A 15773-nucleotide genomic window follows, 5' to 3' on the forward strand; every position below is an offset into this window, starting at 1 on the left:
TCTGAGCCAATCCGTAACATTCCGGGAATCTCATCCCTTCCTCCGCGAGTTTGGCTTGGCGCACAACCTCAGAGAGAGCTGGCCAATTTGACGAGTGAGAAGCGGATCAGCGTTGAAGAGCAGCCGGCGCCCCTGCCGCGCCTCCGCCGCGTGCAGGCCTGGCGCAGGGTGCGCTTCGAGCGGCTGCTCGCCACGCTTCCCTGCGACCGCACGAGAGACCAAGCCATCAAGGCCGCGCAGCATACACGGCCGTCTCAATGCGCGTGGAGGCCATCTTACGCGGGCTGATCAGCTAGATTGCCGTCTGTCTTGTTTAAACCCGGAGCGTGTGTTATTCGGTCGATGGGCTTCTCGTGAGAAGGTGCGCGCGCCTTCGGAACGTAGCCTGATAGGTGGCCCTTCGTTGCAACCTCAGACAACTTTCGTGCCTGGGCTGTGTCGAACCTCTCTCTTCCGCCTGCCGACACCACTGCCTTCCTCGCTGTTTTATGTCTCGATGATCACCTTCAAGGCCCCGGTCTCTGCTGCACGAGAACATGTCGTAGGCGTCCATGATCTCGTCGAGCTTGAAGCGGTGTGTAATCAACAGCTTCGGTTCAATGCGGTGGGAAACGACCATCTTCAGCAGCATGGGCGTCGGCAGCATCCACGCCATCTCCCCCGTCAGCGCGCGAACCTTCTCAACTGCTTTGCCATCAGCGCTGTTGACCGTCTGTGTTGCGCCAAACTGGCGCGCAATGGCGAGGCGCTTGTCGTCGAGATCGATCATGATGATCTCGGCAGGCGAATAGAACTGTGCGGTCAGCAGCGTAGCGAGGCCGACGGGGCTGGCACGGACGATGGCGACGGCGGAGCCGGGCGAGATCTTGCCGTTGAGCACGCCGCATTCGAATCCGGTGGGAAGGATGTCGCTGAGCACGACGACAGCTTCCTCATCGACCCCATCAGGCAAATGGGGGAGGCTGGTGTCAGCATGCGGCGTCCGGACATATTCGGCCTGCGTGCCGTCGATCTTGCTGCCGAGAATCCACCCACCGGTACGACACCGCGAATACATGCCTCTCCGGCACAAGTCGCATCTGCCGCAGGACGATATGCAGGAGATGAGGACGCGGTCACCCGCCTTGAAAGCGGTCACGCCATCGCCAACCTGCTCAACGACGCCCACTCTCTCATGGCTTAGGATTCGGCCGACCTGACAGGTCGTTACATCGCCCTTGAGGATGTGGAGATCAGTGCCCAGACCGTGGTTTTCACGAAGCGCACGATGGCGTCTCCGGATTCCAGGATGGCCGGTTTCGGTCGCTGCGCGAGAGACTTTTTACCGGGACCTTCGAAGATAAGCGCTTTCATTTCGCATCTCCTCCTTGCGTATTCAGTCCGCCGGCTTTGCCTCGGAAAATTGCCACCGTGGGCCGGTAAGAGCCGAACCGTTAGTTCCAGACTTTGGTGATCGGTAGGCAGTTCTGGATCTTGCTGTCGTAACCACCGAACTGCACCGCAACTGAGCCGTCCGAGCCAGTCGCGCACCGAGCTTGCGAACGCATCGGTGGTCATGCCGGCATGCGGCACCGCCATTAATCTGCAGCGGGTCCTTCTCCCCGCCCGCGGCAAGCGCCCCGGTGTCCTTCTCCAGAATCGCCTTGAACGGCTGCCGCGTCTTCCAGTACGGATGCTCCGGCGCCATTGTCCCGGTCGAGCGTGAAGGCGAGCTGGAAATAGAAGGGCTGCTCGGTCCACAGCGTGCCGTCGTTGTTGAACATGGCCATATGCTCGGCCGGCGGAACGAGGTCCCGCCCGCCCTCGCGCGTGACGAAATCGGCAATCGCCTTTTCCGGCCGCCGTTCCAAGAAGGCAGCGGGTCGGGCTGGGTCAGCGCGCATGCAGGCGCGAGTGCGCCGGGCAGCAGAGTGGCCAGCGCAATCAAGATGGCTCGCTTCGAGACCGCAACGGCGCTTGCATGACGGCTCATCGCGCAGGCCTCCTCTGCCGATTGAGCGGCACCGCACGATCGTCAACGCGATTGAGTTGCGCCGATGTTCGGTGCCGCGGCCACGTCTGTAGACGGCGCGAACAGGCGCGCCCTCGACCACGCAGATCTCGGCGTCGAGTACTGGATCGTGGGCAGCGAGACGCAATGCCTCGATCGCATACGTGGCGCGACCGGTTCGAGCCGTTGCAGCCAGTCGAGCGCGAACACGTCGCGCAATACGCCTCATGACCGGCGTGCGCTGGACGTAGCAACTGGCGATGCGCCGCTCGCTGCCGGGTTTGCCTCGACATGCAGGTCACCGCATCGAAATGCGCCACGTCGATTCTTTGCGCGCCGATGTCTGAAGCGACGGCTGAGCAGGGTAGAGCTTGAGCCCGTCTAGGACAGCAAATTTCGCCGGCGACAACAGCATCGCCGGGATGCCCTCGGTCCTCGATAGTGACGGTTCGCGTCACGGCATTCCCGGTCTCGAGCTGATCCGACGAGCGATTGATGGTCTGCGCGATCGACAGACTGCGTGCAGCGGGGAAGGGCTGCAGATCGGGTGCCACATGCGGGATGAGGGTTGAAATGCGATCCGCGGGAGCGTAAGCGTTGCCTCGCGTGTGGCTGGCGGATCGGCTGCGTATTTGATGACGATCGTCAGGCCAGAGATCGCGTAGCTGCCCGGCTCCTGCGGATGGATCGCGAATTCGAACCGGACGCCGCCATAAGTGAGCCCGTCGCGCTCTTCGCTCTCATTTGGGCTGCGCAGCTGGCGCGTCAGGGCATTGCGCAGTTGGAAATCTACCAGCTTGGGCGGCGCCATCATGTAGTTCGGCGCCAGCACCTCGATCCACAGCGTGGCGGCCTGTCTCACGACGACGCACGGCGGATCGAGCATCACCGCAGGATCGGCTGGGGCGTGTTTTCCTGAGCGCGGGCCGCGCATGGCGCGAGCAAGCCAAGCATCGGGGCTGCGTTAGACAGCGGATATTGCTTCGCTCCCGCCGGCCTCGGCGGCGCGGGGCGTGGTCAAGTCTGCCGGTGTAACCCGATCTTCTTGCCGCCCTTCTGGGCTGGGTCGATCCGACGGCCTGCCAAATAGTCAAGCCCTCCATCGACGACAATTGCCGCAAACGATCAACTACCAATACTCGCAATTGACCTGCTGATGGAGGCATGACCACCCTAGTTAATGATCGTCACTGAAAAACTGTGCAGATCCGGCTGCATCACATGCGTTGAGGCATAAAGTCATCGGCCGATGAGCACGAAAAGGATATGGCTACAACACACTTGGTATGTTTCCTTCAACCAGTCGAAAGGGCCAAATCGATACTCCATTCGAGAAACCAGAACCTTTCCAAGTGAGGCTGACGCGAAGAGATTCGCGGACGCACTGCTGAACAGTCCACCCGCGAATTCGACTACCATCCTGGCTGGCACGATAAACCCGCATTCTCCAAGGCGCGTAATTGGATCGAGCGACATAGTACTTTGGATACGTGGTCGCGACTGACATAATTGACAACCGCGCACGAAAACGGTGTGTTGGCGTCATTCAGTCGATACCCATCAAAAAATTGTCTCGGGCGCTTTAGATTTCTGTGGGACGCCGATTGTGAGACTACCATCCACGATCATCTCTGAACCGGTAATGTAAGAGGACTCGTCGCTGAGTAGGAACACCTGCCTGAACGGCGTCTGCTCGGCCGATAACGACGGAACGAATGCGTTTCCGAGACAAGCCCTTTAAGGGCGCAAAAATGGATGGTTGGTGGCGGTCGCCGTCTTCAAGGAAGACGCCGATGACGACGAGGAATGCAAGCACGTAACTGCTGCGGTTCAGTCGCTGACCGGGCGGAAGCTGTGAAGTTAACCTTGATCTTTGAATGGCCTATGGCGCCGAGCGAAAGAGGCCATAACGAACCGCGACGAAATCTCCCGCCAACACCTGATAAACCCGACATCTACTCCGGAGCCGAATGGACCGAGACGAAAGATGCATGAGAAGCGGGCGAGCGATACTCTCCGTGAGCTGGCGAGCTTCCTCTGCCGCCGTTTGGGAGGTCGCAAAGAAATGCGAGGAACTGAAGTTGCACCTTCTGCTTCAGACCAGCCGAAAAGCTGGGCGCGAATGGCGCCAGAAGCCCCCCTGATGATGAGTGCTGAGCAGCGGCAACATCATTTCCGAGTGGCGCCGGGCCGCGTAGCTCGCGCGCTGTGCTGAGGCTTCGCGCGCTCAGAACTTGTTCCGTTGGGACGACCGCCAGGCGCCAAAGGCGCTCGGCGAGCGAAGCGATGGTTGGCCCGCGGCCATAGCTGACACCTGCGCCTGCCGATAGACGCGCTGACGCGCGGGGCGTGTGTTCATTGTCCCATCATGTCCCGTGCCGTTCCCGACGATTCTGACGACGATGTCACGGATGTCCCACGATGCCCCGGAAATGTCCTGGTCCGTGTCCCGGACGAAGCGCGCAGCTCAAGCGGGAGCTGGCACTACAAGTTTGGCCTCAGCGCCGGCTCAAACGCAGGTACGACTTACCGGGGCGCACCCGTCCACAATCGATCTTCTAGTCATCTGGAATGCAAGTTCACCACATTATATGATAGATATGATAGCTCGAATCTCTGTAGGGGAGAGCGCTTTTGGCTAATGCAGGTGTGAGAGGCCGGCCGATCGCGCCGTTGGTGCCGAGTCCGCAGGAGCGAGCGTACTTGGAGAGGCAAGTTCGTCGTCATCGAGTTGCCCGATCGCTATCTGAGCGGTGCCGCGCGATCCTGCGGTGTGCAGATGGCTTGCCAAACAAGTCCGTGGCTGCCGAACTCGGCATCCATGAACACACCGTTGGCAAGTGGCGCCGCCGATTTTTGAAGGATCGCTGTGATGGCCTGCTTGACGAAGCGCGACCTGGCCGCCCTCGCACGATCAGCGACAATCAGGTTGCCGCCCTGATCGAGCGAACGCTGCAAGCGACGCCGGGCGACGCGACGCATTGGTCGAGCCGCTCGATGGCTGCGGAAACTGGCTTTTCCTACACCACACCACGATCCGCCGAATGTGGTCGGCGTTCGGCTTGCAGCCGCACCGTAGCCAGACATTCAAGCTGTCGAGCGATCCGCTGTTTGTCAACAAGCTGCGCGATATCGTCGGCCTTTACCTATCCCCACCGAACCGAGCTCTCGTCCTCAGCATCGATGAGAAAAGCCAGATTCAGGCTCTCGATCGCGAGCAGCCGGTCTTGCCGATGATGCCTGACGTGCCCGGAACGGCGCACGCACAGCTATGTGCTGCACGGTACCACCTCGCTGTTTGCCGCGCTCGACGTCGCCTCCGGGTTCGTCATCGGCAAATGCTACAAGCGCCACCGGGCAGTCGAGTTCTTGAAGTTTTTAAATGAGATCGATGCCCATGCCCCTGAAAGCCTTGATGTCCATATCGTCATGGATAACTACGCCACCCCCAAAACACCCAAGATCAAAGCGTGGCTCGCCGCCGGCCTCACTACCATGTGCATTTTACGCCGACTTCCGCGTCATGGATCAATCAGGTCGAGCGCTAGTTCGCTGAGCTCACCAGAAAGCAGATCCAGCGAGGTGTTCACACCTCCGTCAGGCAGCTCGAGGCCGACATCCGTACCCTCATCGACTTGCACAACAGAAACCCGAAGCCCCTTCAAATGGACCAAGTCCGCAGAAACCAGATTTTGGCTTCCGTCAAACGCTTCTGCCACAAAGCCCAGCAGACTTTATGTGGCGAACTTTAGATTCAACGCGCTACGCTGCGGCTTCTTCCGTGACTAGCAGGCAAAGCCGTAAAGCATACCGATACGCTCGCACAAAATCATGCCGGCTAAGCGCCCTTTCAATATCGTCTTGAATGCGAACCCAACCGCCGCAAACGCCGGTTGCAGGAGAGGGCAGCCTCATACTCTCCTCTGAGCTGCCGCATTGTTCTCCCATGTCGATGTGCTGGAGAATCATAAAATCGTTCGGCAGGAGCCTGCCTCATCCCAAAAGCAGCGCTATCACTGCGGTGCGTTTAACGAACCTGCAACTACTCGGCGATGGACTATCCCATCACTAATCTCGCCAGGGAGTTGGAAATGGCGGCCAACTCCTCTCAGTTCGCGTTCTGTGGGCCTGTACGGCTTCGTACCCGATTCCGTGACAGCTGAGGCAAGACTCTATCGAGCTGAGCCATAGACCAGCATCTTACGCATCCCGACCTCTGCTACTTTCTATGGTCATCGAAGTGTGACCATCGATCGCGCACGGTTCGACGACGAGTGCTCGACGTTCACGGCAATGGCGTGAAACCAAATCGCAAACGCGAAGATCGCTAACAAGGCGACGGCCGCGATCGCTTCAGGGGTCGACATCCGCTTCATGGCGAGGGCCTCCGCGCGGGCAGAAAGACAGATCGATCCCGATAGGTTTACATGCCCCACCGACAGTTGCCGCCTACCGAAAAGGGGGGGCCACGCAGATGTGCAGATGTCTGCACATTCGCGGGGCCACGTAATGAAATCAAAAAGGGGTTTGTACCGCTACTTCACCTTGCCGCCTCTGGCTCAATGTATCGCAGCACGGATGCTTCGAATTCCTGGGTATGCTTGTTCAGCTTGAACGGCGTGGCCGTCGCAATACCTGCAAGGTGCTTAATCTTCGATGACCTGATGGGGTGCACGGTCTTGGAAGGCGGTGCAGACCGTGGCTTTTTGGCCATGGGTATTCTCCGCTGGGTTGACGAACCGTCAGAATATACCTTTTGCGACCGCAATCGGCAGGCATCCCGCATCGCTTCTTAGAACAGTCCGGTACTGGAAAGCTGGACACGGGCACACCCGGGTTAAACCAGGCGAATGCTGGTTCAAGACACCATCCGGCTGGTTGCACGTCGACGCGACCTCATCTCAAGGGCGTGGGCTAAACGGGAACACTAGGGCCGCCAGGCCATGAGGATCAGATTTTTCTGCGTCCAACATGAGCAGCGATTGCCGTATGGCAAAAAGGACGCTTTAGGCTGGGGGAATGGCGGCAACCAGCTTTCCCCCAAGGTACCGGATGCCCTGCCAAGCGCATTAACGAATTGCTGCCTTGGAATTGGCAGCCGCAAAGCATCGCTCCCGCCGCTTAAGCGCGATCAGCTTTCGGCCATGAATCTCGCGTCCATCAGCACGCTCACCGGCCTCGATGCGCTCGAGAATGGACGGGTTCGCGAAGGCTATCTCGCCAGAGCCCGGAGATCCCGAGCCTGGCCCGAACCTTTGGCTCGGCTGGCGAAACAGCATTCGATATGGGGGGAATTACCCGGAGACGATGCCTCCAATCCTTGGCGCCTCGAATACTTCGTACCGGGCCGGAACCGAGCGCGGCGGAAGCGCGCGGATAGGCTTCGACTAGAGCTCGCCGGCCCGGAAACCCAAGGAATTAAATGCGCGGATCTAATCGGCAACACTTCCGCGATAGCCTCAAGGACCAAATCAAGTAGGTTGTCGCCCCTGGTTGTCGCCATCTATTTAACGGCAGAGCGTCGTCGGCCTAAAGCCGTAACCGAGCAGGGCATCTAGGTCGCCCGATGCGCGATAAGGTTCAATGCCTACATGGAAACTCGCTGGCTGCGTGCGGCGCCTGGGTGTCCGAAGATGATTTCATTTCAAGCGACGACCGGATGGCTTCGTCTAGACGCTTCGTTTTGCCCAAAGCCATTTTTCAAGTTCAGCAATTTGGTTCGAGAATGATAGGCGAACTCGGTATCCTGAGCATGATTTCGGGATCCGCCCTCGCCTTGTACGCACGTCGGCATAGATCGAAGGTCTTGGAGGCATGCGCTGGCGCGCTGCTAATTGTTGGCCTCATCTGCTTTGGTGCATCACTGCCTGAGTGATTAGCCAACCCCGGACATTTACGGAGCGAAGCTGCCTTCTTTACGATAGACAGCCTTTGGTTGCGATAGTAATTTGGTTGCCATTTAGGACGTGAGAGAGTTTCTTGGGCAGGATGGCAACGGCCGCTTCCTTCGAGCGTGGTTGGATTGCACCTCAAAGCCCGAACGAGCTGCGGATTGGTGCGTGATGCTGCTCTATATCTTTGCACAAGTCATGATCGGTTCTTGGGTTGATTTTTGGCTCACGACAACCCAACGCCTCGCCCTAGGCATTTTGCCCTTGTCGAAGCTTCTTTTCTAGGTGCCACTGGAGGCCGTCTTGGAATTGGCAGCACAACGGCTCATCGTTCGTCAGGGCACCATCGGCTGGATGGTTTACGATCGAGAACGCAAGGGGCCAGCTCTTTTAAGGAACGGCAACTGGGCCGAGAAACTGTCGAGGGAAGAGGCCGAACGAATAAAGTGTCTGCTTGCGAACCAGGTCTCCTGACCGGGCCGCTACCATCACTGAGCGCCTCTGGCCCTCAATTCAGGAGTCGTCCGTGAAGAATGCGGATCGGCCTGAGAGATAGGCAGAAGTTGTCTCGATAAAGTATTCGATTTTGCAGGAAAGCCGGGTGTTGGGCCGCGCTTTCTTGCGTTTTGGGATTTTGCTTTCGAGCGATTCGTGATTCCCTGACGGCGGGTCATCGGCATTGGGGACGGCGATGAGCAAACCGCGGGATGATCGCCAGAAAGACCTGTTGCTTCCGGCCCTTGATCAAATCATCGACATGGGCCACCCGTTGGTGCGGTTGGCGGCGCTGATCGACTGGAAGTTTCTGGATGACCGCTTTGGTTCGGTGTGCCAAACCGGTCCGGGGCAGCCCGGCGTGCCGACGCGGCTTGTCGCTGGCCTGTTCATCCTGAAGCACATGCGCAATCTCTCGGATGAGGTGCTGTGCGCCCGCTGGATCGAGAACCCCTATTACCAATACTTCTGCGGCGAGTTGAGCTTCTGCCACCGTCTGCCGTTCGATCGATCGTCGATGACACGCTGGCGCCAGCGGCTCGGCGAGGAGCAGCTCGTTGCGCTGATCCAGGAAAGTCTGTCGGTGGCGCACAAGGCTGGCGCCGTCGGCCCTAAGGACCTGGAGCGGTGGTCGTCGATACCACGGTGCAGCCCAAGGCCGTTGCGCACCCGACCGACGCGCGGCTGATGCATCGGGCCATCACCAAGCTCGTCGGGCTCGCCAAGCGCAATCGTGTGCCGCTGCGCCAGAGCTATCTGCGGCTGGCCAAGCGCGCTGCTATCATGGTCGGCCGCTATACCCACGGCCACCAGTTCAAGCGCGCCCGGCGCCAGCTCAAGTTCCTGCGGACGCGGCTTGGCCGGATCATCCGCGACATCCGCCGCAAGATTGATGGCGATGCGGTGCCTGGAAGCGCGCTTCGGCCCGCTGCTCGATCTGGCGCAGCGGGTGCGCAGTCCAGGATCAGCATCAGCGCGGCCCCAAGGTCTATGCGTTACATGCGCCGGAGGTCGAGTGCATCGGCAAGGGCAAAGCCCGCGCGCCTTACGAGTTCGGCTGCAAGGTCAGTATCGCCACCCCCGTGACGTCCCCGAAGGGCGGACAGTTCGTGCTCCATGCCAAGGCGCTGCACGGCAATCCCTCCGACGGCCACACGCTCGGCCCTGTGGTCGCCGACGTGGAGAAGCTCACCGGCGTGGAGGCTCGCCGCATCCATGTCGACAAAGGGTACCGCGGCCACAATCACCCGCACCGGTTCAGGGTCTGGATCTCGGGCCAGGTCCGTCGCGTCACGGCTTCCATCCGGCGCGAGATGAAGCGTCGTCCGGCCGTCGAGCCCGTCATCGGCCACGTCAAGGCCGAGCACCGCATGGACCGCAACTATCTCAAAGGCCGCGGCGGCGACCGCATCAACGCCGTCCTCGCCGCGGCCGGCTACAACTTCGGCCTGCTCCTGCGATGGCTCGCAGAACTCCTGCGTGCCATCATCCGGGCCTTCGCCGAAACTGTCCCGGCTCAAAAGATCGCTTGAATCAGCGCTCGTTCGCGTTCTCCACGGAGGACTCAGGACTCACCTCAAAATCTACCCCCCATTCTAAGTCGCTATGACATCGGTGATGTAAGCGAGCGCCAGTTTCGATCGCCGAGCAACGATCGTGCCATTAAATGACATTCGCCTCTTCCGTAACCGGTATGTCCGGCAATCTCATAGCGCCACACCGTGAGTAGCCCACGCGAGCAACGCCTTGCACGCTGTGAGATACCGTGATCGGTCGGGGACTATAGCACCGACTGACACCGAACTGGGTGGGTAATTCAACGGACGCTGCGACACTTAGCTTGAACGGTCCGCTTCGGACCGCAGAGCGAACTTATCGCTGATGCGGTGCGAAGCCCGAAACGGGCCACTTCCGAACTCATGCACCTTAAACAAGGACTTAATCGGCAGGCCTTGGTGGCTATCCGATTTGAAGGGCCTCGGGTTGAAGGCTGGCGAGCTTGTACCCATATACGACGATCGCAACGATCCGCTGATGTCGCGCACGTGGCGTCCTGTCCGACCGCGCGACACAAACTAGCGGGCGACCGCCGGGATCAATGTCACTTGTTCAGGAAATGTGGTCGCCCATTGCAGAAGGTCCCCACAATGTCAGACATTTCACGTAAGGCCCGCCATACGGTTCGGCACTGTGTCCCACAAGCTCAAAGGTCTTTCGGATCGATCGGCATCGTGTTCGAACTGCTCAACCAGAGAGGTCAGATCGTGTAGTGCCTCGACGCTCAGCTTCGTTCGATTCTCCATCGACGTCCGTGGTTCGGTCGCCGCGACCGGAATCAAAAGGCTGGCACTGTCTCGATGTTCGACCTCGTACGAAAGCGGGATGCCGCCACCAAGGACCGAGCGGCGAATGATGCGGAACGTGCGGCCGAACAACGGATGCGTCGGTTCGCACACTGTAACTTCGATGGCAGGTGATTCGTCAGACTCCCGAGAGGGGATATTTCGATGTGCCCTCGCTTGACGGGTTGGAGTGGACGCGCGTCTCACCCAAGCCTGTGAAGCAGCCGGCCGTTGTTGGGTAAGAGGAGGATTGGAGCGTGGAGCGTGCACATGTATCGTCTGATCATGGCGATTCGTCTCGACGCTCTCCCGACCGTTCCGGCGTCTCTGACCGAGATGGTGCTCGCGCTTGATGCCGAGAACGAGAAGCTGCGTGTGGCCATGCAGACACTCAGGGAGATGATCTTCGGGAAGCGTTCGGAGAGGCTTGCGGTGCTCGTGGATGAGCAACTGGCGCTCGAGCTGGATGATCTTCAAACCGACGCCACACGGCCTGCGCCGGCCAACGACGATGCGCCTGTGGCGCCCAACAGGCCACGCAAGAGAGCGCGCCGCAACATCGGTGATCGGTGCGCTGCCCAAGCACCTGCCGCGTTGTGAGCAGGTGCTGGAGCCGGAGGCGACCGCGTGGCCGTGCTGCCAAGGCCAGCTTCACAAGATTGGCGAGGACGTCAGCGAGGTGCTGGACGTGATCCCGGCGATGCTGCAGGTGTTGCGGACGGTCCGTCCCAAGTACGCCTGCCGCAGCTGCACCGATGGTGTGGTCCAGGCAAAGGTACTGCCGCGCCTGATTGAGAGTGGCATGGCCTCGACGGCACTCGTGAGCCATGTGGTGGTTTCGAAGTTCGCCTGGTATCTGCCGCTGTACCGGCAGGTTCAGATCCTGGCCGGCCAGGGCATCCAGCTCGACCGCGCGACGCTCGCCGGCTGGGTCAAGCGTGCCGCCTGGTGGCTCAAGAGCCTCTACGAGCTCCAGCTGCGGATGATCCAGGCTGCACCGCGCCTGTTTTGCGACGAGACGCCGATGCCGGTGCTCGATCCCGGACGACATCGCACCCGCATCTGCCAGTTCTGGGCGCATGCCATGGATGACCGGCCATGGGGCGGGCCGTCGCCGCCGGCGGTTGCCTACGTGTTCGCCAACGGCCGCGGCACGGAGGAGATCGCCGGACAATTGACGGGCTTTTCCGGCATTCTGCAAGTAGATGGTTATGCCGCCTACAAGGCGCTCGCCCGCCATCATCGCGGCGCGATCCAGCTCGCCTTTTGTCTCGCCCATGCCCGCCGCAAATTCGTCGAGGTGTACAAGACGACCCAGTCGCCGTTCGCTCGCGAGGTGATCGAACGCCTGCAGGCAGTCTATGCCATCGAAGCGGAGATCCGTGGCAGCAGTGCGGAGCAGCGGCTTTCCACCCGCCGCACCACGAGCGCACCGTTGATGGCGGCACTCAAGGCGCGACTGACCGGGATGGTGGACCAGCTCTTTTCACAGTCGAAGCTGGCAGAAGCGATCAACTATGCGCTCAATCACTGGGACGGGTTGACGCTGTTCCTCCGCGACGGCCGTGTCGAGGTCGACAGCAACACGGTCGAGCGTTCCATGCGCCCGATTGCGATGGGAAGACGCAATTCATTGTTCAGCGGCAGCGAAGGCGGCGCCGAGAGCTGGGCAATCCTGGCCTCGCTCGTGAACACGCCAAAACTCCATGAACTCGACCCGCAAGCCTACCTGACAGACGTGCTGGAGCGCATCGTGTCCGGGCGAACCAAAAGCCATCAGCTGCAAGAACTGCTCACCTGGAACTGGAAGGCGGCGCACCATCGCACCACACAGGCTGCCGCATGAGCCCGCGCCGCCATAAAACAGCATCCTCGATGACGTCAGCTGCGATGCCGCTTACGGAGCTCGAGCGATGGCTCCAGGCTCGCGCCAATCGCCATCCTGTCGCCACCAGCATCGCCATGCTCGACGGCTATGCCGCCGCGATCGTCGCCGGACCGGTGTCAATGAGCCCGCTCGACTGGATCTGCCCGCTGCTCGCGATCGACGCTGACGCTTTCAACCATGGCGGCACGCCGGAGTTCGCCGCGATATCAGCCGTCGCGCTACGCCACAACGACATCAGCAACACCCTCTCGACCGCGCCCGATCGGTTCGAGCCGATGCACCGGCGCGACGTCAATGGCGATATCGATCCGCGCCCCTGGTGCCAGGGCTTCTATGCCGCGATGCAGCTCAGACTGTCCGCGTGGGCGCCGTTGCTGGACGCCGGCAACGGCAATCACGGCCTGCTGCTGCCCATCCTGCTGCACAGTCGCGACGATCAGAACCGTCCGCTGCTCGGAGCGCCACAAAGCGGCCGCGAGCCTAACGCTCACGCCGACATCCCAGCGGCCGTCGAGGCCTTGCGCCAATATTGGATGCCGATCCGCTACGCACGCTGATCACCGCGGACGTGGGAGCTCATACCGCTTACGGTCATATCGCTTGCATAACGCAGATCGTCCCGCCGATATTGCTCCCGAGTGATCTTGGTCCAGGGCATCGTGCTCTCCCTCGAATCTTTGCAAATCCGGTAGAATCACATCCCACTGAGATCACTCACCCATTTTTCAGTCAGGCTCTCAGGATACGATCGAAGAAGCGAGTTGCAGCAATAAAGCTCAGGTTCTCGGCTGCCATGAAGGAGAGATACTGCAGCATGCGCTGCAATGCAGAGGCTGCGCCGACCAAAACCGCATATCCAGCGAAACTCCAAGCAACCACCGACATGTCTTCGCTGCGCGGAAGACGATCAATGAGACACGAAAATACATAGGGGCCCGCGACGCAGCTCGCGCTGGACAGTACCGCCACCGCCGCAACGATGAGAAGTAAGGGCCGATCGGATCGCCAGTACGCATGCAGAATTGCGGAAGCCGGCAGCAATACGCTGTCGTTGACCTGATGTGGCTGATCCACGGAACGGGGCTTTGGCTGCACTAAGAGAGTTGACGTGGCCATGCGATCTGAATTCCATACAATCTCACGTAAAAATGCGGCTCAGCCAAAGTTGCGGCAATTTGCCGTTACTAGACATCAATCCAATTCTGTCCAGGGCCGTCCTCCAACTGCCGACATTGGTAGGTTGTCGCCCACCTTCTCACATAAGAGAGTGTCCGTCATGGCCCGACACGTTGCCGCGCCACTCTCTGTGGCTTTTACTGAAGCCCAGACAGACTTGAGACGAGAAGCTCGATCACACGGAGATTGACATGAAGAGCGCGACTGCAGACACGCCGAAGCGGCGATTGCGGACCGATACAACTGACCTCCCCTTGCCGGTGCTGCCACCTCCCACTATTGAGGGAGAGAAGGCCCCTTTCCCTAACGACAGCGCTAACCAGGGCTACCTTTAAGATTATTCGTCACTTCGTTACCGCCTCTCACACGAGAGGCGGTAACGATTAGTCCAGGAACAAATGCTCAAGGCCACTCTGAAAATAGCTGATCTGGAAAGCTTCGATCCTTTTGCCAAAGGCAGTTCGATACAGTTTGGTGAAAGCTACATCTGGCCATTCCAACATAAGAGCCTTGAGAGCTCGTTAGTGACGAGCTCTGAGCAATGGTTCTTCGTCATACGTGAGCGTCAAGGAGCGGCGGACGAAGCTGGCGTTCATTCGGTCGTAATAGCCCATGCGTCTGCGGATCAGTTTCGTCAGAACTACCAGAAATGCATGCACTGGCCGCTCGATTTTATCGTGATCGAGGGCGCTCGCCGGGGTCCTCGGTTGCGTGTACGAGGAGGCCATATTGGCAGCCTCCCAATTTACTTCCACGTGGAGGAGCGCACTCGTACGGTTACGCTCTCCTGGGATTTCATGGATCTCTTGGATAAATCGAGAACGATTGATGCAGAAATCATAAGCCATCATCTATCGATGAGAACGTTCTACTCTGCGCGGCAGGCCTGCGTAGGCGTTAACCTGCTGACCGCTGGCGCCACCTTGTACGTCGACAGATCGCGAACGTCATTTGAGTATGGGACGACAACTTCATCAGCCCCTGAGCTCTCTGGACGAGAGGACAGCAATCACGTCCTTGAGTTTTCTAATACTCTTCAGGCGGTTGTTCGTTCGCGGCCGACCGCCTTTTGCGCAAGTGCTGTGGAGCTGAGCGGAGGAATGGACTCCGCTTCCGTCGCAATTGCTGTTGGCGAGAGCATAGAGCCGCTAGCATGTGGCGGAATACTATTGGGCGACGGGAGTAGCCCCAAGCAGGGTGACCGCCGAGCGAGCATTTTGAGCGCACTGAATTGCCGCGATCACAAAGTTGAAATGCGCGCCTACATGCCGGCGATTGATTTAGATCTCGACCCGAAAGGACGCCTGCCACTAATCTCTGAATATTACCTTGAGGCGTTCGGGTCGCTCTGGGATCGGTTTCGCGGTGATGGCTGCGAAATAATCTGGTCCGGCTTAGGAGGAGACGAGTTTTGCGCTCGCTTCACCAGCGACGAGGATGAACCCAGGTCTCCATCTTCACCCCACCTGGATATCGCGCTTGGGCTTGCAGAAGACCTATTGACGAAACGCGGGCTCGACGCCGCTCGTTCATCCTTCCTTTTTAGCGCCCCCGTCAGTGCAACTCAATCCACAACTCTGCTCGCAAGTCTTTGTCATGCTCGTCCACTCGCGACGCGAGGACTTTGGCCCGTCCGCCCATTTGGCGATCCGAGATTGATCAAGTTTGGAGCCCAGCTTCCGTTTGCACTTCGCTCGCGCAAGGAACTCCTCCGTTGTTACTTGCGTGAGCGCTTGGGCTCCGACGTATTTCCACCCGGTTACGCAAAGGAGACTTTTGCACTTGTACTGCCAAGGGCAATTATGGCTCGTTCGGACATAATTTCATCCCAGCTTGCTTCTTGCGCCTTGGCCGACTTCGGCTTGGTTTCGCAAGAGGCTGTCATGGCGCTCTTAAACAGGGTGATAACAACACACGAATTGTCCGCGACAAGCACTTTGGCTCGGTTTTTATGGGCGGAACGGTTTGTTCGGCAACTCTGTTGACTACGC

The 15773-nt window shown here is 59.4% G+C and carries 9 protein-coding genes and 4 pseudogenes; 6 read left to right on the forward strand and 7 right to left on the reverse strand.

The features are described from left to right. Positions 1-486: 486 nt before the first annotated feature. The 3 genes and pseudogenes from I6F38_RS22480 to I6F38_RS22490 all read right to left on the reverse strand — a co-directional run bounded on the left by I6F38_RS22480 (position 487) and on the right by I6F38_RS22490 (position 2879). Positions 487-1353, reverse strand: a pseudogene (locus I6F38_RS22480) (alcohol dehydrogenase catalytic domain-containing protein). 224 nt (positions 1354-1577) lie between these two features. Then, positions 1578-2138, reverse strand: coding sequence for a hypothetical protein (locus I6F38_RS22485; RefSeq protein WP_346657125.1), 561 nt, complete (start codon positions 2136-2138; stop codon positions 1578-1580). A gap of 306 nt (positions 2139-2444) precedes the next feature. Continuing rightward, a complete protein-coding gene (locus tag I6F38_RS22490) occupies positions 2445-2879 on the reverse strand; it encodes a hypothetical protein (RefSeq protein ID WP_225161841.1) in 435 nt (144 codons plus the stop codon). 1745 nt (positions 2880-4624) lie between these two features. Here I6F38_RS22490 and I6F38_RS22495 point away from each other — a divergent pair. Beyond that, positions 4625-5742: pseudogene (locus tag I6F38_RS22495) on the forward strand (IS630 family transposase). 480 nt (positions 5743-6222) lie between these two features. On the opposite strand, the gene I6F38_RS22500 reads toward I6F38_RS22495, so the two are convergent. Together I6F38_RS22500 and I6F38_RS22505 are read right to left on the reverse strand one after the other, a co-directional pair. After that, positions 6223-6366 carry a hypothetical protein gene (locus tag I6F38_RS22500; protein WP_157788234.1) on the reverse strand — a complete coding sequence of 48 codons (144 nt, stop codon included), beginning with the start codon at positions 6364-6366 and terminating at the stop codon, positions 6223-6225. A gap of 164 nt (positions 6367-6530) precedes the next feature. After that, entirely contained in the window at positions 6531-6704 is a 174-nt protein-coding gene (locus I6F38_RS22505) for a hypothetical protein (RefSeq protein WP_157788233.1), read from the reverse strand. 1480 nt (positions 6705-8184) lie between these two features. Between I6F38_RS22505 and I6F38_RS22510 the strand changes: the two genes are divergently transcribed. Together I6F38_RS22510 and I6F38_RS22515 are read left to right on the forward strand one after the other, a co-directional pair. Next, complete coding sequence (locus tag I6F38_RS22510; protein WP_157788232.1) at positions 8185-8355, forward strand: hypothetical protein; 171 nt, start codon at positions 8185-8187, stop codon at positions 8353-8355. Between the two features lie 217 nt (positions 8356-8572). Beyond that, positions 8573-9908: pseudogene (locus I6F38_RS22515) on the forward strand (IS5 family transposase). Positions 9909-10535: 627 nt separating this feature from the next. On the opposite strand, the gene I6F38_RS22520 reads toward I6F38_RS22515, so the two are convergent. Next, positions 10536-10832, reverse strand: a complete 297-nt coding sequence (locus tag I6F38_RS22520) for a hypothetical protein (RefSeq protein WP_225161842.1) — start codon at positions 10830-10832, stop codon at positions 10536-10538. 171 nt (positions 10833-11003) lie between these two features. Here I6F38_RS22520 and I6F38_RS22525 point away from each other — a divergent pair. Both I6F38_RS22525 and I6F38_RS22530 read left to right on the forward strand, forming a co-directional pair. Further along, positions 11004-12564, forward strand: a pseudogene (locus tag I6F38_RS22525) (IS66 family transposase). 29 nt (positions 12565-12593) lie between these two features. Then, positions 12594-13163 carry a YecA family protein gene (locus I6F38_RS22530; RefSeq protein ID WP_225161843.1) on the forward strand — a complete coding sequence of 190 codons (570 nt, stop codon included), beginning with the start codon at positions 12594-12596 and terminating at the stop codon, positions 13161-13163. A gap of 172 nt (positions 13164-13335) precedes the next feature. Here the strand turns inward: I6F38_RS22530 and I6F38_RS22535 are convergent, their stop codons facing one another. After that, positions 13336-13722, reverse strand: a complete 387-nt coding sequence (locus tag I6F38_RS22535) for a hypothetical protein (protein ID WP_225161844.1) — start codon at positions 13720-13722, stop codon at positions 13336-13338. Positions 13723-14180: 458 nt separating this feature from the next. Between I6F38_RS22535 and I6F38_RS22540 the strand changes: the two genes are divergently transcribed. Further along, positions 14181-15767: a hypothetical protein gene (locus I6F38_RS22540; protein ID WP_225161845.1), complete on the forward strand. Its 1587-nt coding sequence runs from the start codon at positions 14181-14183 to the stop codon at positions 15765-15767. Positions 15768-15773 lie beyond the last annotated feature (6 nt).

Origin of the sequence: Bradyrhizobium sp. BRP56 (genome assembly GCF_020194035.1) — a bacterium.
Classification (GTDB): domain Bacteria; phylum Pseudomonadota; class Alphaproteobacteria; order Rhizobiales; family Xanthobacteraceae; genus Bradyrhizobium; species Bradyrhizobium australafricanum.